Below are 22,243 nucleotides of genomic sequence, written 5' to 3'. Positions count from 1 at the left end.
ATGTTGGAAGTAATTGCAGAAACAGTCGCTGACGCAATCGCGGCCGAAGCGGGCGGCGCCGATCGGATCGAGCTGGTCGCCGCGTTGTCCGAAGGCGGGCTGACGCCGAGCGTCGGTATGGCGGCAAGCGTTATTAAGGCCGTTCGAATCCCCGTGCATGTCATGATTCGCCCGCATAGTCGTTCATTCTGTTACGACCAAGGCGATCTGCTGGCGATGGTCAGCGATATGGATGCGCTGCGCCGGGTTGGTGCCCACGGTTTTGTCCTTGGGGCTCTTGAGACGAGCAAAGCCATCGATAAGGCAGCGATGCGGCTTCTTATGAAAGCCGCCGAGGGCTTGCCGGTCACCTTCCATCGAGCGATCGATGATACGCCTGACCTCGAGGCAAGCTTGGCGGAGTTAGCCGAATTCAAGGGGGTTAATCGCGTACTCTCCTCTGGAGGCAAGCCCGATGTACGGACTGCAATGAAAGAGGTCGTACAACTGAGCGAAGCTGCGAAGCGGTACGGAATCGTATTTATGCCGGGCAGCGGCCTCGCGATTGAATCGATAATCCCGTTCGTACAGGAGACGGGCGTTGACGAAATCCATATGGGAACCGGGGTGCGGGAACGGGACGAGCAAGGGCGCAGCTTCGTTTCATCGATCAAAGTAGCTGTCGCCAAAGCGAATCTGATTGCCGCCAAGGCGGAATAAACACAGAGGAGACCAACAACATGAGCTTACCGCAATCCGTTAGGAGCTGCCTGGAGCAGGCAGAACAGGAGCTATCGGGAAAACCGAAGCTGCTAAAGCTGTTTAAACAGTGTTTTCCGAATACGCTGGAGACGACAACACGACTGCTCGAGGACGGTACGACGTTCGTATTTACCGGCGATATTCCGGCTATGTGGCTGCGCGATTCAAGCGCCCAAGTCAGACATTACTTACCGCTGGCCAAGGGAGATAAGGAACTGCAGCGTATGATCGAAGGTCTCGTGCATCGACAAATCCTTTGCATCGGAATCGATCCGTATGCGAATGCCTTCAACGAAGAGGACAACAACAACCGATACGAGGACGACCTGACCGAGCTTAACCCATGGGTGTGGGAGCGCAAATACGAAATCGATTCCTTATGTTATCCGATTCAGCTTAGCTATTTGTATTGGAAGGAGACGGGCATTACGTCCTTGTTCGATTCAGCCTACAAGAATACGATGAAGACGATTATCGATCTGTGGCGCACAGAGCAGCGGCATTTCGAGCAATCGCCGTATCGCTTCGCGCGTACGACGGGTCCGAAGAGCGACACGCTGCGCAACGACAGGATGGGGATGCCCGTTAACTATACGGGCATGACGTGGTCGGGCTTTAGGCCAAGCGACGATGCGTGCACGTTCGGGTATTTGATACCGGCCAATATGTTCGCTAGCGTCGTGCTCGGCTATATGGAAGAGATTGCGGAGACCGTCTATGGCGATGAGCGGTTGAAGCACGAAGCGTCGACGCTCCGCGAGGAAATCGATTTCGGCATCCAAACCTACGGGATCTACCGCCACCCGGTATTCGGAGACATCTATGCGTATGAGACCGACGGCTTCGGCAACTACAACCTGATGGACGACGCGAACGTGCCAAGCCTGCTGGCTATGCCGTATCTCGGCTATACGGACAAGGACGACCCGATTTATTTGAATACAAGAGCATTCATTCTTAGCAAGTATAATCGCTATTATTATGAAGGCGAGCATGCAAGAGGAATCGGCAGTCCTCATACGCCTGCCCGCTACATCTGGCCGATTGGCCTTTCCATGCAGGCGCTCACGTCAACCGACGATGCGGAGATTGCCGAGCTGCTGCGCATGCTTATGGATACGGATGCCGGTACGGGCTATATGCACGAAGGCTTCCATGTGGACGATCCAGAACAATTCACTCGGCCATGGTTCGCTTGGGCCAACAGCTTGTTCGCCGAGCTCGTATATAAGCTAATGCAAGAGAACAAGTTGAAGTCGCTGTTATCCATGTAACAGGAGGGAGCTGGAGCAAGGTGGAAACCGCAGTTCGATTAGCAGAGCAGTACCGCGGGGGGCATATCGAAAATATTCATTTCGGACATGTATGCGGCGTAGATGAGCATGGCAATATCGTCTATAGCGCAGGCGATCCGGAATGGATGGCTTATATGCGTTCCGCGGCCAAGCCGTTCCAAGCGATTCCGGCTTTCGTTCATGGAACGCCTGAAGCGTTCGGCTTGACCGATAAGGAGTGTACGATCATGACGGCCTCCCATCGCGCCGAGCCGTATCATGTCGAGGCGCTGGAATCGATGATGGTCAAGCTCGGCCTCGGCGAGGAGCAGTTAATCTGCTCTCACTCGCATCCGCTTAGTCCGGCTTCGAGGGATGAGATGCTATTGGCCAGCAAGCCGAAGCGCCGTCTCTATCACAACTGCTCGGGCAAGCATATGGGCATTCTTGCTTACAGCGAGCAGAAAGGTTATCCTCTCGAAGGCTACGGCGAACCGCAACATCCGGTGCAGGTCGATGTGCTGGATACGATAGCGGATATGGCCGATTATCCGAAGGAAAGCATCCGCGTCGGCATTGACGGCTGCGGCCTTCCCGTTCATGCGCTGCCGCTCAACCATATTGCCCGTATGTTTCTGAAGCTTGCTTGCCCCGATCTTATTGCGGATGAGGGGACAAGCCGGGCAGTAGGCCGTATCGGCAGGCTCATGAACGAGCATGCCGAGATGGTGTCGGCTCCTTGGTTTATATGTTCGATCCTGCTGAAGGATCCGAATATTGCAGCTAAGGGAGGAGCGAAGGGGATTTACGGGTTCGCATTGCGCAACGAACGTATCGCTTTTGCCTTGAAGGTGCTCGACGGCTCAGAGGATGCTTGGCCAACGATTATCGCATCCATTCTAGAGCAGATCGGCTATCGTAATCAGGAGACGATCGATCGTTTATGCGCACTCGCCCCTAAAGCTGTTCGCAATGATGGCGGCGTCATCGTAGGCGAGAATAAAGCGGTGTTTCGGCTGAACCGCAACGAATAGCAGTATTTGGGCAACGACTAAATGGTAAACGTATAAAACCGCTTCATTGCGTTCGATTCCGGGACGCAAATGAGGCGGTTTTTGGTTTTTTCCGAAATATAAGAAAGTATAAATGGAATGCTTATTCTATGCTTGTATTTCTCCGGAATGACAAGCGCCACGCCGCCAAAGGACGGCGTTAGCCGTTTCACCTTGAAAAAAGCAATCTAGTGGAAAATAGATAACTTTAATAAAACCGCCCGCCTTTACAAAGCGTTAACGAAAAACGGCAATTGCAGCGAAACATGCGAATTGCGGGTGTCTTCGTCTATGTACTATACCTAAAGGTAGCAAGGCGGCAGCATGAAACCGCGAGCCGAGTTAATCGCGACCATTAGGGAGGAACGGACGAATATGAGTAATGAAGAAATACTTCAAGCGGAGCAAGCAGGACAGGTACAGGAAACTGCCGACGAGGTGCATAACGGCGTACACAATTACAGCAGCGAGGAAGAATGGGTGAAACCAAGCGATCCGCTTCTTCTCGAGAGGCTGGAGTGGTTCAAGGACCAGAAGCTCGGCATAATGATGCATTGGGGCCCGTACTCACAGCTAGGCGTTGTTGAATCATGGGCGCTTAGCGACGAGGACGGCGACTGGTCGAGGGACGGCATCGATTGGGGCGTCGACAGCGAAGAGCTGAAGCGCCAATACTTCGACTTGAACAAGACGTTCAACCCGGTCCGTCTGCAGCCAGAGCTATGGGCTGACCTTGCGGCCGAGGGCGGCTTCAAATATTTTATTCTAACGACAAAACATCATGACGGCTTCTGCATGTGGGACACCGAGACGACCAATTATAAAATTACGGGATCGGATACGCCGTTCCATACGCATAAATACGCCGATATATGCAAAAATTTATTCGATGCCTTCCGCGACAAAGGACTAGCCATCGCCGCTTATTTCTCAAAGGCGGATTGGCATACGCCTACTTATTGGGCGCCGGACATGGAGCGGGGCAATGAGATGTGGCGCGGACCGTCATACGATCCGAAGCAATACCCGGAGCTGTGGGAGCAATTCGTACAGTTCACGCATGAGCAAATGATGGAGCTGCTGACGAAGTACGGGCGTATCGACGTGCTGTGGCTGGATGCGGGCTGGGTGCGCGACGGAGGCAGAGTGCCGCAAGATATTAGACTCGGCGAACTAGTCGACCGCGCGCGTGAAACGCAGCCTTGGTTGCTGTCGGCGGACCGAACGGTAGGGGGTCCTTACGAAAACTATGTAACGCCGGAGCAATCCATTCCGCATAAGCCGCTCAGCGTACCTTGGGAGAGCTGCATTACGCTCGGCACTTCGTTCTCGTTCCGCTACGAGGATAAGTATAAGTCCTTAAGACAGGTTGTTCGCATTCTGCTCGAGGTCGTCTCCAAAGGCGGTAATCTAGCGCTCAACGTTGGCCCGCAGCCGGACGGGCGGCTGCCAGAGGGTGCAATTGCGACGATTAAGGAGCTTGGTGCCTGGATGAACGTATACGGCGATGCGGTATACGGCACGAGAATATGCGCGCCTCATTTCACAGGCGAATTCGCCTTTACTCAAAAGGAAGGAACCGTATATGCTTTCCGTCTATATGAGGAAGATCGTATGGCGGTTCCTAGTGAAATTACCATTCCGTATACGGAACAAGTATCGGCCATTGAGCTTGTCCATACGGGAGAGAAGCTGCGCTTCGAGCGAACGGACGATGGACTTCGCGTTGTGATGCCATTGTCCGAGCAGGCGGAACACGCTCCTGCCGCACATGTTTTCCGATTGCTTCCATAACGATAGAAGTCAAAAAAACTGACGCCTCCATACAAGGTGTCAGTTTTTTGAAATATTTGGCGCATCTGTTAGCTTGTGAAGGTAGATATTAATACTATCGGTCCGAATGCTTGTCCATCCAACGCGGGATAGGGTATAACAGATAGACAAGCAAGAGGGGAAGGGGTACCGAATTGAACAAAATGTGGTTTCGACGTTTGTTGTTGTCGTATTTGCCGGTGTTTACTATCGTTACGATGATCCTATTCGTCGTCTTCTTCCAAACGCTGAATGAACAAAATCGCCGGGAAGCGGTCAAGGCGAACGAGTTTCTGGCCGAGCAGGTCATTCACTTCACGGATAAATCGCTTAAGGATATTGATTACCGCGTGGTCCGGGAAATTCTGAGCAATACGGACGTTAACCGTTACTTCACGAGCAGCGGCACGGATGTGTTCGCGAATATGCAGGCGCTTAAGGTCATGGACGACCTGAAGTTCAATTATCCGATTATCGACTCGGTCTATTTCATCCGCTTCAGCGACGGGGCCGTTCTCGGCGACGCGCCGCGATCGATCGAGGAATTGCGGGATGCGGATTTCATCAAAAACTTTTCGATGAAACAAAACGCCGCCCAAAAATGGACGGCCAAGCGAGAGTTCCGCGCGTTCGATACGAGCGAAATCAAGCAAGTCATTACGCTCGTGAAGGAAGCGCCGTATAACAGTAGAAAAGGGTATTTTGTCGTGAACGTCAGCTTGTCGAAGTTCCAGGAGCTGATTGGCCGCATGTACAATTCGGATATCAGCTTCGTCAGCATGATCGATAGCGCAGGAAACGACGTGTTGGCCGAGGAGTCACTGACGCAGTCGGCAAACGCCAAGTCTGTCTCTAGAGACGGCTCGCAGGCGATCATGTCTACGTTTACTTCCCCTTACACCGGTTGGCAAATTAATAGCGGCATTCAAGAAACGAAAGGTTTGAAGCTTGCGCTTACGTTCTATAACATTTGGTTCGTGCTTGCGATTGCCGTTGTCGCAATCGGCATTATTTGGGTAATCTATGTAACGAAACGCAATTATAAACCGATTCAGCAGCTCGTTACGCTCATTCATACGTATTCGCTCAAGCCTCCCGGAACGCATAAAGAGACTGCCGGCGAATTCGGCTTTATCCAAACGACTCTCGAGAGCCTCGTAAGCGAGACGAAGCACTTCCAGGAACAATATCGAGAAAAGCTGATTATGCAAAAGAAGTATCATTTTCGCAATGTGCTCGAAGGTACTGTGAAGATGAGCGACGAAAATTGGGATACCGAGCTTCGCAGCTATGACATTGATATACAGGACAAAACCGCCGTTGTCTACGTGATGGAAATCGACTCGTACCTTGCGTTCACCGAGATGTATAACGAACGCGACCAATCGCTGTTGAAATTCACGTTATACAGCGTCATTCATGAAACGGCCAAAAACAACAAGGCGTCGGTGTGGGCGGAATGGACGGGTGACGATCGTATATCGCTTATTTTGTGGATACCTTCGGACCTGGAACCGATCGCGGGCAGCAAGGAAATCGTCGACGCCTGCCGCGGGTGGATCGAGGAAAATGTCAGCTTCAATATTACGATCGGACAAGGAGAGCCTGCCGCGACGGTCGAGCAAATCCATCTGTCGTACGAGAAAGCTAGTTATTGCCTGCAGTTCAAGGCGGTACTCGGCGCTAACCGGCTCATAACGGTAGAGGATACCGTTAGGCCGCAGCAGGAAATCCAGGAGTATTTCAAAACCATCTATTTGCTCTCCCAGTCGCTTCGCCTTGCCGAGGCTGATTGGAAGAAGCATCTGGGCGTATTCTACGCTCAAATTAGAGAGTCGCTGCTCCCGCGCAAAGAAATCGAAAGCTTGATTCAGTTCTGCCTCCACCATCTAGAGGGCGAGCTGATGGAGCTGTCCAAGGATTATCGCAGCATCTGGCGCAACATTCACAATGAGCTGATGCGGTTAATCCAAAGATGGGATACGCTGGACGAGCTGCAGAATGAAAGCGAACGAATCTTCGAGATGCTGGTCGAGAAAATCAATGCGCAGCGCGATTCGCACAGCAATAAAGGACTTATTATCGAAATTCGTTCCTATATCGAGCATAACTACGCGAATTCGGAGCTGTCGCTTGATTATTTGAGCAGCAAGTTCCAACTGAACGCCAAATATTTGAGCAAAATGTTCAAAGAGGAGTTCGGCGAAAACTTCGTCGACTTCCTGATCGGCTTACGGATCGATTATGCGAAGAAGATGCTGCTTGAAACGCAGAAAACGATGCAATCGATCAGCAGCGAGGTCGGTTACTATAATTACAATTCATTCAACCGAGCGTTCAAGAACGTCGTCGGCCTCTCTCCGAGAGACTTCCGCAAGCAGCTAGGAGAAAGAAACGAAGCGAATAATGCATAATCCAATGAAGAGCCTTAATCATGCGGACACCGCGTGCTTAAGCTCTTTTTTTGCTTGCGCAGCGCGGGATTAAGGCGGTTCGGCGAATTATTAAGGATATGTGAAAAACGCAAAATAGGCAGTCATTTCGCTAAATTATTGTCATCTCGAGCCTATTCTCGAAAATGGGGATATGCGAGAAACTTACGAATTGATGGATGTTTTGTAAAGGGGATAGAATCGGAGTGTGAGCCAGGACACAAGCAACAAGACATCTAGCTAAGCTTTCGTAAAATCGCTGCAAAGGAGAATGCCAAATGCAACATACACAGGCGAATGCGGTCAACAAGACCACATTACGGAAAAGTACACAGCACGGCGACAAGCAAACGGTGTCCCGCAAAATAATGAGACATTGGGAACTCTACTTTCTGGTTCTTTTACCGGTCGCTTACTTAATTATTTTCAAATACATCCCGATGGTCGGCGTGCAGATCGCCTTCAAGGATTTTAATGTCGTGCAAGGCATATGGGGCAGCCAATGGGTAGGAATGAAACATTTTACGGCTTTCTTCGAATCCCCGAACTTCTGGCTAATTATTAAAAATACGATAGGCGTCAGCTTCTACTCTCTCCTTGCAGGATTCCCGATTCCGATCTTACTGGCGCTTGCGCTCAACGAGGTTCGGACGGGCATGTTCAAGAAAACGGTGCAAATGGTCACTTACGCGCCGCATTTCATCTCTACAGTCGTCATGGTATCGATCGTTATGCTTATGCTTACGCCGCATGTCGGCGTCATTGATCGGTTGTTCACGATGTTCGGCAAAGAAATGACGAATTTCATGGGCGTACCGGAGTACTTCAAGTCCATTTATGTTTGGTCAGGTGTTTGGCAGGAAATGGGATACGCATCGATTATTTATATCGCGGCGCTGGCCGGCGTTGATCCTTCATTATACGAAGCGGCAAGAATGGACGGCGCCTCCAGATGGAAGAAAATTATCCATATCGATCTTCCCTCACTGATTCCCATTACGATCACCATGCTGATTCTTAGTCTTGGCAACATTATGGGCGTTGGCTTCGAGAAAATTTATTTGATGCAAAACCCGCTTAACTTGAGCTCTTCCGAAGTTATCTCTACTTACGTGTACAAGGTCGGACTTGTCGGCGCGAACTTCAGCTTTTCCTCAGCCGTCGGCCTGTTCAACTCCATCATTAACTTGATTTTATTGATTACCGTGAACTTCGTTGCGAAACGAATTTCCGAGACAAGCCTATGGTAAGGGGAGGGGGATATTCGATGCAAAAAACGACAAAAATCAAAGAACCGCTTGGCGATCGGCTGTTCCTGCTGGTCATCTACATCTTCCTCGCGCTCCTGACGCTTGCGGTGCTTTACCCAATGCTCTATATCATCAGCTCGTCGTTCAGTTCGCCGCGTGCGGTCGTTTCCGGTCAAGTGTGGCTGTTTCCGGTCGAATTCAGCGTTCGTGCGTACAAATCGATTTTTAACAGCTCGCAGCTGATGTACGGCTATTACAACACGATTATATATACGGTGATCGGAACCATGATCAATCTACTGTTTACCGTGCTGCTTGCCTATCCGCTATCTGTCAAAAAGTTTTACGGACGCAACGCTATTATGATTTTGCTTATGATTACGATGTTTTTCAGCGGCGGTCTCATTCCGACCTACCTGCTCGTGAAGGACCTCAATATGCTCGACACGAGATGGGCGATGTGGCTTCCCGGCGCTTTCTCGATCTTCCAAGTCATCGTTGCCAGAACGTTCTTTCAGGCGTCCATTCCGCAGGAATTATCCGAAGCCGCGCAGATCGACGGCTGCCGCGATACGAGATTTCTTCTTAGCATCGTATTGCCGTTATCCAAGCCGATACTTGCCGTCATGACGCTCATGTATGCTGTCGGACATTGGAACGCCTATTTCGACGCTCTCATTTACTTAAGGTCGGAGAAGCTGTTCCCGCTGCAGTATGTGCTTCGTAACTTGCTTATTCTAAATGCCGCAGATCCGGAGATGCTTGCGGGCACCGCCGCCAAAATGCGCGTGCAAGGCCTAGAGCAAGTTCTGAAATACGCGCTCATCGTCGTCGCTTCCGTTCCGGTGCTCATTATGTACCCGTTCGTGCAGAAGCATTTTGTCAAAGGGGTCATGATCGGTTCATTGAAGGGCTAAGCGAATAACAGGTCTGGGCTAAGGAAATGAATGGAGAGGGGTGATGCCGTTACAGCTTACGTTAAGCAGGAGTCGTACATTCAGGCATTCTAACAAGCAATCATTCCGGGAGGGGTAACATTGAAAAAATCGGTATTCTCCATGCTAGCGCTCGTATTAAGTGTCTCATTGATCTTGTCGGCCTGCGGTAAGGGCAGCGACAACAATGAAACGAATAACGCCGGAACAACAAATACAGAATCGGGTCCGGTCGAAATGACGTTTTTTGCGCCACAGGGCAAGGCTGCTTGGGAAGATAACACTTATACGAAACATGTTGAGGAAAAATTCAATGTCAAGATCAAGTGGGACGTTGCGCCGGCTGATGCGCTTATCGACCGTCGTCAGCTGCTGCTCGCGAGCGGCGATTATCCAGAAGTGTTCCTGGAAGGCAAATTCACGCATACCGACTTGCTCACATACGGCAAGCAGGGCGTATTCTTGCCGCTGAACGATCTGATCGAGAAATACGCACCGAACATTAAAGCGATGATGGAGAAAAAGCCGTACTTCAAAGAAGCGATCACCGCGACGGACGGTAACATTTATGCGCTTCCGCGTCTTAACGAATGTTACCACTGTACGTTCTCCCAGAAATTCTGGATGAACAAGGAGTGGCTCGACAAGGTTGGACTTGGCGTTCCTACGACGACGGATGAGCTGTACACCGTTCTGAAGGCGTTCAAGGAGCAAGATCCGAACGGAAACGGCAAAGCTGACGAAATTCCTTTGACAGGCGCGCCGAACAAAAATGTCTGGAACGGCAACGTTGACGCATTTTTGATGAACTCTTTCATTTATAACGACAATAGCAAATATTTGATTCTGAAGGACGGCAAAGTAGAATTCGCCGCTAATCAGGAAGCTTGGAAGCAAGGGCTTATTTATATGAACAAGCTTTATAAAGACGGTTTGATCGATCCGGCATCGTTCACGCAGAACGATCAAGCGATTGGACAGCTGGGCAACCGCGAGGGCGATGAGCTCGTTGGTTCCATTACAACGGCGCTAGTCAGCTATTTGGTTAATCCTTATGACAGCAAAGTAACGAGACACCAGCACTGGGTTATCGTTCCTCCGCTTAAAGGGCCGGACGGCGTGCAGCTTGCAGGCGCTTCGCAAGGCATTAGCGAGTTCCAATTCGCGCTTACGAACAAAGCGAGCGAAGCACAGCAAATCGCGGCTATTAAAATTATGGATTATGCCTTCAGCGAAGAAGGAGCCTTGTTGGGCGAAAACGGTACAGAAGAAGGCTTCGCATGGAAGAAAGCAGAAGCCGACGAGAAAAATATCGACGGTAAACCGGCCAAATACAGCTTCTACGGCATTCCAGAAGCCGATCCCGATCTAATCCGCAACGACAGCTGGTCATTGATGGGTCCAAGGGACTTGTCCAAAGAATACCGCGACCTGTTCGCGGTTGGCCAAGATCCGCTCGCAGCGGAAGGTTATGAGACTCGTTTGGCGCAAGCGACGAATGCCTATGCTCCATATTCGCCAACCGAAATTTATCCGTCGGGCGTATTCATCCGCCCGGATGATATGGATGCAGCATCGCAATTGACGACTGCTATTCAAGATTATGTAACATCCAATATGGCACAGTTCATTATCGGCAGCAAAAACATCGATAAAGACTGGGATGCATATGTAAAAGGCTTCGAAGGTTTGAACTTGGCCAAATACCTTGAGATTTACGGAAATGCAATTAAGAAAGAGTAGTAGTAGCCCTTAGAAGCAAGGGTCGAATAGTTGTATCTTGGGCAGGAAGTGTAACCCCCTGGGTTCGCTTCCTGCTTCTATCTATGGACATCGGAGAGGGGAAATCATAAGTGGACTATAAGGATTCATCGCTGCGGGCATCGGATCGCGCGTCGCTGCTGCTTGCGGAAATGACATTGGATGAGAAAATAGGCCAGCTGCTGCAACCGTTCGGCTGGAAAACATATACGAAGGAAAATGGCGAGGCGGTACTGACGGAGGAGTTCTGCCGTCAGGTGAGAAACGGGGGGATCGGCTCATTATACGGCGTGCTTCGCGCCGACCCTTGGACCGAGGTGACACTCGAGAACGGCTTGTCTCCGGAAGAGGGAGCGAGAGCGGTTAACGCCATTCAGCGTTATGTCATCGAGAACTCTAGACTTGGCATTCCGATTTTGTTTGGCGAGGAATGCTCGCACGGCCATATGGCGATCGGAGCGACCGTCTTTCCAGTACCGCTGAATGTAGGCAGCACTTGGAACGTTGAGCTTTACCGCGAGATGTGCAAGGCGATCGCTCTGGAGACGCGCAGCCAAGGCGGAGCGGCGACTTATTCGCCTGTTCTCGACGTCGTGCGCGATCCGCGCTGGGGACGCACGGAGGAATGTTTCGCCGAGGACCCTTATTTGATTGGCGAGCTCGCCGTTGCGGCAGTGGAAGGACTGCAGGGTGAACGCTTGGATGCGCGGGACAGCGTCATTGCGACGCTTAAGCATTTCGTTGCTTACGGAAGCTCGGAGGGCGGCCGCAATGCCGGTCCGGTCCATATGGGAATGCGCGAGCTGCATGAGTCGGACCTGCTGCCATTCCGCAAGGCAATCGAAGCCGGCGCGCAGTCGGTAATGACTGCGTACAACGAGATCGACGGCGTGCCTTGCACCTCCAGCGCGTATTTGCTGCGAGATTTGCTGCGCGAGCAGTGGGGCTTTGACGGTTTCGTCATTACCGATTGCGGAGCGATCAATATGCTCGCATGGGGCCATGACGTGGCAGAGGACGGCGAAGCAGCGGCGGTGCTGGCGCTGAAGGCCGGCGTCGATATGGAGATGTCGGGCGAGATGTTCGGCAAGCATCTGCAAGCTGCTATCGATAAGGGAGCGCTGGATACGGCGGTACTGGATACGGCCGTCAAGCGCGTGCTGGAAATGAAGTTTAAGTTAGGCTTGTTCGAGAATCCGTATGTGGATCCCGCGCTAGCGGCCGAAGTGATCGGATGCGAGGCGCATGTGCAGCTGGCAAGGCAAGTGGCGGAGGAAAGCATCATCCTATTGAAGAACGAGGCGCAGACGCTTCCGCTTAGCAAGGGGACAAGGAAGATAGCGGTCATTGGTCCTAACGCGAATCATATGTACAACCAATTGGGCGATTACACGTCTCCGCAGCAACGAGGTCAGGTCGTTACGCTGCTGGACGGCATTCGCGCCAAGCTCGGAGAGAGCGCGGACGATCAGGTGCTGTATGCGCTCGGCAGCCGAATCAAGGGGGACTCGCGCGAAGGGTTCGAGCACGCTCTCGCTTGCGCGGAGCAGGCCGATGTTATTATTATGGCGGTCGGCGGCTCCAGCGCGAGAGACTTCGGCGAAGGCACGATCGATCTGCGCACGGGAGCGTCGGTCGTGACGGAGCATGCTTGGAGCGATATGGAATGCGGCGAAGGCATCGATCGCGCCGGCTTGTCGCTGATGGGCGTTCAGCTGGAGCTCATCCAAGAGGTGCATAAGCTGGGCAAGCCGGTTGTTGTCGTCTACATGAACGGACGGCCGATCACCGAGCCGTGGATCGACGAGCACGTCCATGCAATCGTCGAGGCTTGGTATCCGGGGCAGGAAGGCGGCAACGCGCTTGCCGATATTTTGTTCGGCGATGCCAATCCGTCCGGCCGTCTGACGGTATCGGTGCCGAAGGACGTCGGACAGCTTCCGGTCTATTACAACGCGAAGCGTAGCCGCGGCAAGCGGTACTTGGAGATAGACAACAAGCCGCAATATCCGTTCGGTTACGGACTCAGCTATACAGACTTCCGCTATGACGGATTGCGCTTGTCGGAGGCTGCTATTCGGCCGGACGGCGAGACCGTTGTGTCGGTAGAGGTTACGAATACCGGGAGTATGGCAGGTGCAGAGGTCGTGCAGCTGTACGTGACGGACAAAGTAAGCTCCGTAACGCGCCCGGGCAAGGAGCTGAAGGGCTTCCGCAAAGTGTTCCTGCAGCCGGGAGAGACGCAGACGGTAAGCTTCAAGGTGACGAGCGAGCATTTGCAGCTCATCGGAACGGATCTCCAGCCTGTTGTAGAGGACGGAGAGTTTATCGTTATGGTTGGAGCGAACAGCGAGGATTATATCAGCACTCATCTTAACGTACGAAGCGAGGTACCGGCATGTATCGAATAAACCGTTTTTTGAAGAAACTCGCAAGTCTGCAATGGCAAGAGGTCGTCGAGCTCCCGGAATGGGAGCTTCGCAAGGCTCGTTACGTATTGCCCGGCGTCTATGAGTACGAGACGGAGGATTATGTCCTCCAGCCGCTCGAGCCGCTGAACAGCAAACAAGGCATTACGTATTTTCTGCGGAAGCAGCTCGCAATTCCTGCGGTTTGGAATGGATCTCCATTCGGCCTTATCGTGGATGGGGGCGGAGGGGGCGAAGGCATGCTGCGTCTGGACGGCGTTCCTTACCATGGCCTCGACCGGAATCACACGTTCGTCCCGCTTCATCTAGAAGGCGCAGGAGAGTCTCCGCTCGTTGAGATCGAGCTATTCGATCCGATCCCTGAGCCTGTCGACCCGCTTAATGCACAGGCGACGATCAATCCGCCGATGCCTTATTTGCGGCTTAAGCTCGCGCTTGTCAACAAGCCTGTCCAAAGCTTGCTGTATAGCGCGCAGGCGTTGTTCGAATCGATCGCGTTGCTTCCCGAGAATGATCGGAAGCGGCTGAAGCTGCTGGACGCGCTGCATGAGGTTATGGATGAAGCCGAGCGGCAGTTGGATGCCGGACATGGCGGTGCGGAGTGGGCAGGCGGACTGGAATTGAAGCTCGCCGCAGCCGCAGCCGTATTCGCATCTTCGCCGGAAACGAACGGTACGATGCATATGGTTGGCCAGTCTCATATCGATATCGCCTGGCTGTGGCCTGTCCGGGAAACGGTACGTAAAGTGAGCCGTACGTTCTCAACGATGAATACGCTAATGAAAGAATATCCGGACTTCGTCTATACGCAAAGCCAGCCGCTGCTCTATGCCTTTGCCAAGGAGCATTACCCGGAGCTGTACGAGCAGGTGAAGCAGCGGGTAGCGGAGGAGCGCTGGGAGCTCGTCGGCGGGATGTGGGTAGAGCCGGATCTGAACATTCCGAGCGGCGAATCGCTCGTACGGCAGATCCTTCACGGACAGCTATTCTATAAGGAAGAATTCGGACGGACATCGAACATCGAGTGGCTGCCGGATACGTTCGGCTACTGCGCTTCGCTGCCTCAATTATTGAAGCTGGCTGGCGTCGATTACTTCATGACGACGAAGCTGAAGTGGAACGATACGAACGCCTTCCCGTACGATCTGTTCCACTGGGTTGGCATCGATGGCACCTCGGTCGTCTCCTATTTGAGTCACAGTCTGAATGATCATACGAAGCCGAAGAACATCAACGACTATTGGCAATCGTTCCGCCACAAGGATAAGATGGATGAGCTCATGCTGCCGTATGGACATGGCGACGGCGGAGGCGGCGTGACGCGCGAGATGGTGGAGCTCGTCGAGCGTTCCTCGATGATGGTGGATTTGCCGGTCAGCATCTTCAGCACGGCGGCGGATTTCTTCGCCGGGGTTGAGGAACGCAAGCAATCGCTGCCGGACTGGCATGGCGATCTATATCTGGAGTTGCACCGGGGAACGTATACGACACATGCGCGCAATAAGCGGAATAACCGCAAAGCCGAGGTGTTGTATCGCGACGCGGAAATATGGGGCAGACTGGCTGCGCAATCGGCTGGAATCGGCGGCGGGGAAGAGACCGCCGCTGCCTTGGAGAAGCTGGAGCAGGGCTGGAAGCTGATCTTGCTGAACCAGTTCCATGACATTATTCCGGGAACGGCGATTCCGGAGACGTACGAGACTTCGACTTCCGAATACGGGGAAGTATTCCGACTAGGCGAAGAGGGGCTGGACCATTCGCTTCGCTCGCTCGCTTCGGCAGTTGCATTGCAAGGCGAGGGACTGCCTTATGTGTTGTTCAACAGCTTAGGGTGGGAGCGAAATGAGGTTGTATCCGTCCAAGTCAATGAGCAATACCGCCACTATGCGGCATACGACGCGGACGGCGATCCGCTCGTATTCGATGTTGCGGAGTCTAGCAAAGAGACAAGCAAGGTCGCATTCAGCGTCCAAGCGAAGATCCCTGCTTTCGGTTATACAACCGTATGGCTTCGGGAGCCAGAGACATCGTTATCCGCGGTTGCTGACACGGCGCCACTGACTTTCGGGGACACATGGGATACCGATTATTACCGCATCGTATTCAACGAAGCGGGCGAGATTGTACGCTGGCTCGACAAGAAGGCTGGGCGCGAGCTAATCGCGGCTGGAGAGAAAGCCAATGAGCTGCAATTGTTCTTCGACAAGCCGCTGAATTGGGATGCGTGGGATATCGACCCGCGCTTCGATTCGCAGCGCGCATCGTCGGCTCGTCTGATCGCGAGGGAAGTCGTATTGCAAGGGAAGACGCATGACGTGCTTCGCTTTAAATGGGAGCTGGGAAGTTCGACAGTGGAGCAGGACATGATCTTGTATCACGACCGGAAGCGTGTCGATTTCCAGACGAAGGTGGATTGGAAAGAGGAGCATAGGCTGCTGAAAGTCGCATTTCCAGTCGATATTGTTGCCAGCAAGGCAACCTATGAAATTCCGTTCGGCGCGCTTGAGCGGCCGACGCATACGAATACGAGCTGGGAGCAGGCGCAATACGAGGTGTGCGGCCATCGATGGGCCGACTTGTCCGAGGGCGGATATGGCATCAGCCTGCTGAACGATTGCAAATACGGATACGACATTAAAGGAACGACGATGCGTCTATCGCTTCTGAGGTCGCCGCGTTGGCCTGATGTTACAGCCGATATTGGGAAGCATGAATTTACGTATTCGCTGCTGCCTCATGAACAAGACTGGCGATCTGCCGGGGTCGTGCGCCGTGCGGCGGAGCTTAACCATCCGGTGCGTATTGCTGAGGCTGGCAATGCGGTCGCGGGCAGCGGTCTATTGCCGGCGAGCCGGGCGATGGTTCGCTTCGAGAGCGAGCATGTGCTGCTCGATACGATTAAGAAGGCGGAACGGGCCGCAGGAACGGTATACCGTCTGTACGAATCAGCTGGCGCGCGCGAGCGGGTTACGCTCGGCTTGCCGCAAGGAACGACCGAAGCGTTCGTTATCAATCTGCTCGAAGAGAAGCTGTATAAGCTGGACATTCAAGAAGGCGCCGTTCAATTGAACTTTAAGCCATTCGAGATTCTAAGCATATACGCGGAATAAGCGGGAAAGGGGAGTCCGCGAACGGTGCATTGGCGACCGTTCGGGACTCCCCTTTGATTTATCGTCTTCGGAATGACCAGCCGAAGAGCTTCACATGAACAAGCAGCTTCGTTGACCAATGTATCAAAACATAGAGTACGAGAAAAACGATGACGAGCGGGCGGAACAACAGCCAAGCAACCATCCACGTCACGAGAATCTGCCAGGGCTTCATTCGCTTGATCAGCTTGAATGGCGCAAGCAGGATGCGGTACAGCCGGTAACTCTTCTGCAGCCCAGCGATATATTCCTCGCGGATTTGTTTATCGTCGGGATCGAGATGGATCGCTTGCTTCAGCATATGCAGGTAATCCTCATGATCACCGCGCCGGTCGGCTGCCCATGCCAGCATCAAGTAATTCATTTGCGATTCCACTTCGAGCCGCAATGAAGACCTAGCCAGCGACCTCGACACATCGTGCCTGCCAAGCAGCGCCTCCACATAACTTAACATGGCGATATAGAGCGGATTTTCCGGAGACAGTTCCAAAGCTCCCTCGACATGCTCCTTCGCCTCGGGAAAGTTGCCTTTCTTCAAGCTCAGGTTAGCAGCTATGAAATAATAGTGCGGCTGGTAAGGATCGATCCGCTGCGCCTCCTGAAGCGCCTCTGCTGTCGCCTTGAAGTTGCTGGAATCATAGTAGGCGTTCACGCGGACGAACCAGGCGAGCTCATTCTCGGGCTCGCGCCTAATCGCTTCGGCCGACCAATGAAGCGCCTGAGGGTAATCCTCGGCATGCGTATGGATCAGTCCGAGCAACGCGAATGCGTACGCATCCTCCGGCTCCTCGCGAATCAGCTCATGCGCCTCGTTGATGGCTTCCTTGTACCGCTTCCACTCTAGCAGCTGTTGTACTTTTCGGTATCGCAGCTCGGTTGTTTCCTTATATATCATAGCCTTAGTCCCTCGCTAAATAGAGAAGTCGTATATTACTTCAATCCCGTTGCCTTCATGTAGTCGAGCACAATCTGGTAGTCTCCGTTCACATCGCTGAAGGTGGCATAGTTTTTGGCGGTGGCGAACCAATCGAGCGTCGTCGCTTTGCGCCCCTTGGCGGACTTCTTCATATCGTCCTGCGTAATCGGTTCCAGCTCGCCGGATTGCAGCATGCGCTCCATAGCAGCCTCGACGGCATCCTTCACGATCTGCTCCAGATCGGCCCCTGAGAAATGTTTCGTCTCGCGGGCAATCTTGGACAGTTCCAGCGCGGATAACGGCTTGCCTGCCAGCTTCAGCTTCAAGATAGCCTCGCGCTCTTGTTCCTCGGGCGGCGGTACGAAGATAAGATGGTTGAACCGGCCCGGCCTGCGCAGCGCCGAGTCCAAATACCACGGCGTATTCGTTGCTCCGATCACGAATACTTGATCGTTGAATGTGCGCAAACCATCCAGCTCTAGCAGCAGTTGGTTGACGAGCATCCGGTCATGATGCTGGCGCATCTGGTTGCGGCTGCCGCCAAGCGCATCGAGCTCATCAATGAAAATAACGCAAGGTTTGCTCTCTCTAGCCTTCTCGAACAGGTCATGCAGGTTGTTCTCGCTTTGACCGACGTACATGCCCAATATCGCTTGCAGCTCAATATGAAGAAAATTCGCATCGATCTCGCCGGCAACCGCTCTTGCTAGAAAGGTTTTGCCGCAGCCCGGGGGTCCGTACAGCAGCAGGCTCCCACCCGCTTCACGGCCATACGCGGCGAACAGCTCCGGCTGCTTGAGCGGCAGAATAAAGTTCATCCGAATCTTCTTCTTGACCTCGTCCAATCCGGCGACATCCTCGAATGATTCATTCGGTTTCTCGGATTCTATCAAATCTTTGCCGTTCTTATCGAAATGGATAACTTTCAGCTTATTGCGCCTGCGGCCCGCAAGCTCGTCGCGATCATCTTGATCTGACATAAGGCAGTCCTCCTTAACGGTACTGAGTATTGCTTCTATCATACCAAAAAAAGCTAGTAAAAGGGCAGTGCCCCCGTAGATGGACATCAGCAACATTTTCTCCATCGGGCTCGTTAACTGTTAAAATAAGGATTATAGAAGAAAGGTATTCAGCTAAGGGAGCGGTTATCATGGAATGGACTAGAAAAAGAGCATTTCACACTACGGTTATTGTTTGTGTCTGTTTCGTGCTGCTTTACGGACTCACGTATATGCCGCGTAAGATGTTGGATGTCAGTCCGCAAGAGGTGTCCAAAATTACGTTATTCGACGGCGGCTCCGGTTATGAGCTGGACATTACGGATCGCCATACTATCGAGAATATTGTAAGGCGAAAGGAGAGACTGTAGATTATAACTATCTTCAACAATTGGCAAGCGCTGATATGAGCTAGTAATTGACGGAGAAGGAAGGGTAGTCGGTGAAGCTAATTGTAAAAATTGGTGTGTATCTAGTTGCAGGTTATCTCATGTTTCTGCTTACCTATCAACTCTTAATTCGTATCGAAGTGGCCAATGCGGAAAGGTCGGCTAAGCAGTTCTTCGATCAGCTTGTGGCAGGGGAGTTTGTCGCGGCTTCAAAACAGCTATCCATCGTCGCATCTTCCGATGGAACTTCTTCTACGGCACAGGAGGGATGGCGGAGCCGCATACAGGATTTGAAGGATGAAGGCTTCTACGCCGTCTCATATAATGGGCTTGAGGTTGATTATGATGACGGATGCGCATGCAGCGGGAGAGTCGAAGTTACGTATATGGCAGACGGCAAGAAACAGACGTCCGAAGTGATATTTTCATTGGGTGAGAAAGATCGGGTTCATCAGACTTGCTTATTTCTAAGCAATAGCGAATGGGGCGAGGCTTGGGACAAGGCAAGCTGCCATTACAGTTACTGATTAATAGCTATACATAGGGAAGGTCGGAGACGCATGAATCGCGTTTCCGACCTTTTTTTGGTTAACTTATTCCTCGATCGTTGGCATCGGCAATGTCTCCGGGCCGACCGGATAAGCCGTATTCGGATAAGATGACTTCGGATAAGTTAAGCTTCCGCGCTCCTTCAAGCTGTCGAGGTTGTTCGCCTTGAGCATGCTGTCCGACAACGTGTACAGGGTGTCGCCTGCATAAAGGATGCGTTTGACCGCTTTGCTGTAATCGAAGCCGTATTGACCGCTCTTCAGCAGATCCTCATCGGACAGATGCGTGATCGTTCCGCGCAGGGTGAAGCCTTGCTTCAAGTCAACCTTATACACGTATGCGCCTTGATAAGTGAACTCTCCATAAGCCGGGAATTGGCCGGGCGCAAGATTTTCTTTGTTCTTAATCTCATGAAGCTGTACCGGGAAAGCCATAAGCCCTTTGTCCTTGGCAAATAGCAACGCCTTATGGTCGCTCAGCAGCTCGGAGTCTGTACCGCGATCGCCAATGATTTCCTTGAACTGCTCGATAGGCTTATTGACGTTGGTAACGTCGAACATGGCGATCTTCATCCCTTGGTAGAAGGCGGTCGCTGAATCCGGACTCATCCCTTCGCCGGTTGATACGATAACGGTCTCCTTGCCGAAGCCGATCAGATGATTCTCGTCGTACGGGTGCAAATAATTGCTGTAGCCCGGTATTTTCAACTGACCGAGCACGGCAGGTTTGGCTGGATTGCGCAGGTCGATAGCGAAGAGCGGATCGACGTTGCGGAACGTCACCATATAGGCGCGATTGCCCATGAAGCGAACGGAATAGATACGCTCGCCGGGAGCGAGTCCTTCCAGCTTGCCGGCTATCGTCAAATTTTCATCCAGCACATACAGATTGTTCGTTGCCGTGTCTGCACCGCTAGCCCACATATTTCCTTTCGTGACGGCGACTCGGAAATAACCGTTATGCTCATCCATGGAATACTGGTTAAGCAAGGTGCCGGGTACCGAACCGTTGCCGATATAGACAATATGGCCTTGATCCAAGCGGAACTTGTAAATTTGCGTCTGCTCCGTGCCCAAATTGCCCGATTGTTGTACATACTTCGTAGTCGTGACATAGAGATGTTTCTCCGAAGCGTATACCGTCTGGCCAGCTCCGAGATAAGCCGATAACTGCAGCTTCTGCTCGGGTTGATCCAGATCGAGCGATCCGATGAGAAGCATGCTGCTGTCCTGCGAACCAGGGAAATAACGAATGTCCGATAACGGCAGCGACTGCTGCTTATCGGATATTACGGAGTCCCCGTATACAGGCTCGAAGGATTGAACGGCCTCAGGACTGACAGTGTTGCCGCCATCGAGTACCGGGTAATAATAACTGAATTTATTGCTTATCACATAGAGCGAGCTGCCGACTTTGCGAGAGTCGACATAGCTGCCTTCTTGTTCAATCCTTCTCACTTGTTTTGGCAGGCCGGAATCATCCATCTCGTAAACGAATGTTTGAACGAGGCTGCGAGTAGGAATAGAAGGCATAATCGCTCTCTTGTCAACTAACGAAGGCGAATCTTTGGTGTCGATAGCCTCGTTGCTGGCCTCGGCCACGGGTTCAGCTGTATCGACAAGACCTTTATCATACAAATAGTAGCCATAGTTACTCTGCCCGCCTATGACGATGAGTCTCTTGCCGTCCGCATATAGCTCCTGCGGAACGAAGCCTTTCTCGGACGCATAATCAAGCTGTGTAACCAGCTTAGGCTTAGCCGGGTCGGCGATGGATATGACAAGCACCTGCGAGCCGCTGATCTGATAAATGTACCGTCCGTCAGTCTTGGCATAATCGGCCTCATCGACGCCTGCGACTTGCACGTTCGTCTGAGAGTAGTCATTACTTGTGCTTCCCTCTGCTTCAGGGGCGGCCGAGCCTCCGTCCGCCTGAGCGGAATCCTTGGAATCTTCCAGTACTCCACCTTCCAAGTAATAAATGTTGTCGTTCGGAGAGACGGACTGCATAATCTCCTTTAACTTTGCCGCTGTTCCGATAACCGGAAGCTCTTCGGGCTCGTTAATCGTAACTAGCTTATTCCGAGCGTCCCACGCAACGACAGTTCCGAGCGCTTCCGATAGCGCGCGCAGCGGTACGATCGTTACCTTGCCCAGAAGACGGGGGGCAACGGCAAGCTTAACCGATTTGCCATTCGCAATCATCGTTGTCGAGCCAATCGTTAATGCAGCCGTCCGTTCCCCCCGGTTAAGTGTTGCTTCTTTTGCTCCGTTAACGTTCGTCCCGTAACCAACCTCAGCTCCGAGCGCCTCGGCGATCTCCCGAAGCGGGACGAGTACGCTGCCGTTCTCAATGAATGCAGCCGTCGACACGCTTAGAGGGACTCCGTTCACTTTAATGGCGATCTCCGCCTGTGCTGCAGCTTCGCCGCTCCATAATCCTGCGCCTCCCGGCGAAATCAGCAGCAGGATGGCGAGCAACGCGGCTAATAAGCCTTTTCTTCGCATCTTTATGACCCTCCTCTTATATAGCAACCAATAGCAGCAATCAAGTAAG

The 22,243-nt window shown here is 52.4% G+C and carries 15 protein-coding genes; 12 read left to right on the top strand and 3 right to left on the bottom strand.

The genetic code is table 11. The features are described from left to right. The 10 genes from AC0YN0_RS29440 to AC0YN0_RS29395 all read left to right on the top strand — a co-directional run bounded on the left by AC0YN0_RS29440 (nt 1) and on the right by AC0YN0_RS29395 (nt 16,796). A complete protein-coding gene (locus AC0YN0_RS29440; protein ID WP_475824492.1) occupies nt 1–699 on the top strand; it encodes a copper homeostasis protein CutC in 699 nt (232 codons plus the stop codon). A gap of 20 nt (nt 700–719) precedes the next feature. After that, entirely contained in the window at nt 720–2,015 is a 1,296-nt protein-coding gene (locus tag AC0YN0_RS29435; protein WP_475824491.1) for a glycoside hydrolase family 125 protein, read from the top strand. Nucleotides 2,016–2,035: 20 nt separating this feature from the next. Beyond that, a complete protein-coding gene (locus AC0YN0_RS29430) occupies nt 2,036–3,049 on the top strand; it encodes an asparaginase (RefSeq protein ID WP_475824490.1) in 1,014 nt (337 codons plus the stop codon). A 393-nt stretch (nt 3,050–3,442) separates the two neighbouring features. Then, entirely contained in the window at nt 3,443–4,861 is a 1,419-nt protein-coding gene (locus AC0YN0_RS29425) for an alpha-L-fucosidase (protein ID WP_475824489.1), read from the top strand. Nucleotides 4,862–5,043: 182 nt separating this feature from the next. Beyond that, nucleotides 5,044–7,293, top strand: a complete 2,250-nt coding sequence (locus tag AC0YN0_RS29420; protein WP_475824527.1) for a helix-turn-helix domain-containing protein — start codon at nt 5,044–5,046, stop codon at nt 7,291–7,293. A 296-nt stretch (nt 7,294–7,589) separates the two neighbouring features. Continuing rightward, nucleotides 7,590–8,561 (top strand): ABC transporter permease, encoded by a 972-nt coding sequence (locus AC0YN0_RS29415; protein WP_475824488.1) that lies wholly within the window; start codon nt 7,590–7,592, stop codon nt 8,559–8,561. A gap of 17 nt (nt 8,562–8,578) precedes the next feature. Further along, the gene (locus tag AC0YN0_RS29410; RefSeq protein ID WP_475824487.1) at nt 8,579–9,478 is read left to right on the top strand and encodes a carbohydrate ABC transporter permease; all 900 of its coding nucleotides are present in this window, start codon (nt 8,579–8,581) and stop codon (nt 9,476–9,478) included. Nucleotides 9,479–9,598: 120 nt separating this feature from the next. Then, a complete protein-coding gene (locus tag AC0YN0_RS29405; RefSeq protein WP_475824486.1) occupies nt 9,599–11,239 on the top strand; it encodes an extracellular solute-binding protein in 1,641 nt (546 codons plus the stop codon). 110 nt (nt 11,240–11,349) lie between these two features. Further along, nucleotides 11,350–13,668: a glycoside hydrolase family 3 N-terminal domain-containing protein gene (locus AC0YN0_RS29400; RefSeq protein ID WP_475824485.1), complete on the top strand. Its 2,319-nt coding sequence runs from the start codon at nt 11,350–11,352 to the stop codon at nt 13,666–13,668. After that, on the top strand, nt 13,656–16,796 hold the full coding sequence (locus tag AC0YN0_RS29395; RefSeq protein ID WP_475824484.1) for an alpha-mannosidase: 3,141 nt from the start codon (nt 13,656–13,658) through the stop codon (nt 16,794–16,796). Before AC0YN0_RS29400 ends, AC0YN0_RS29395 begins: the two co-directional genes overlap by 13 nt. Nucleotides 16,797–16,854: 58 nt before the next feature. Here the strand turns inward: AC0YN0_RS29395 and AC0YN0_RS29390 are convergent, their stop codons facing one another. Together AC0YN0_RS29390 and AC0YN0_RS29385 are read right to left on the bottom strand one after the other, a co-directional pair. Further along, nucleotides 16,855–17,730 carry a tetratricopeptide repeat protein gene (locus AC0YN0_RS29390; protein WP_442052370.1) on the bottom strand — a complete coding sequence of 292 codons (876 nt, stop codon included), beginning with the start codon at nt 17,728–17,730 and terminating at the stop codon, nt 16,855–16,857. Nucleotides 17,731–17,765: 35 nt separating this feature from the next. After that, complete coding sequence (locus AC0YN0_RS29385; protein ID WP_475824483.1) at nt 17,766–18,731, bottom strand: ATP-binding protein; 966 nt, start codon at nt 18,729–18,731, stop codon at nt 17,766–17,768. 170 nt (nt 18,732–18,901) lie between these two features. Here AC0YN0_RS29385 and AC0YN0_RS29380 point away from each other — a divergent pair, with 170 nt between their 5' ends. Together AC0YN0_RS29380 and AC0YN0_RS29375 are read left to right on the top strand one after the other, a co-directional pair. Beyond that, entirely contained in the window at nt 18,902–19,120 is a 219-nt protein-coding gene (locus AC0YN0_RS29380) for a hypothetical protein (RefSeq protein WP_475824482.1), read from the top strand. A 71-nt stretch (nt 19,121–19,191) separates the two neighbouring features. Then, on the top strand, nt 19,192–19,665 hold the full coding sequence (locus AC0YN0_RS29375) for a hypothetical protein (RefSeq protein WP_475824481.1): 474 nt from the start codon (nt 19,192–19,194) through the stop codon (nt 19,663–19,665). Nucleotides 19,666–19,731: 66 nt separating this feature from the next. On the opposite strand, the gene AC0YN0_RS29370 is transcribed toward AC0YN0_RS29375, so the two are convergent. Beyond that, nucleotides 19,732–22,194 carry a beta-propeller domain-containing protein gene (locus tag AC0YN0_RS29370; protein WP_475824480.1) on the bottom strand — a complete coding sequence of 821 codons (2,463 nt, stop codon included), beginning with the start codon at nt 22,192–22,194 and terminating at the stop codon, nt 19,732–19,734. Nucleotides 22,195–22,243: the final 49 nt, after the last annotated feature.

Source organism: Paenibacillus sp. J22P218, assembly GCF_056269195.1.
The sequence above is the reverse complement of the archived record's forward strand: the minus strand, read 5'-3'. Positions and strand labels throughout refer to the sequence as shown.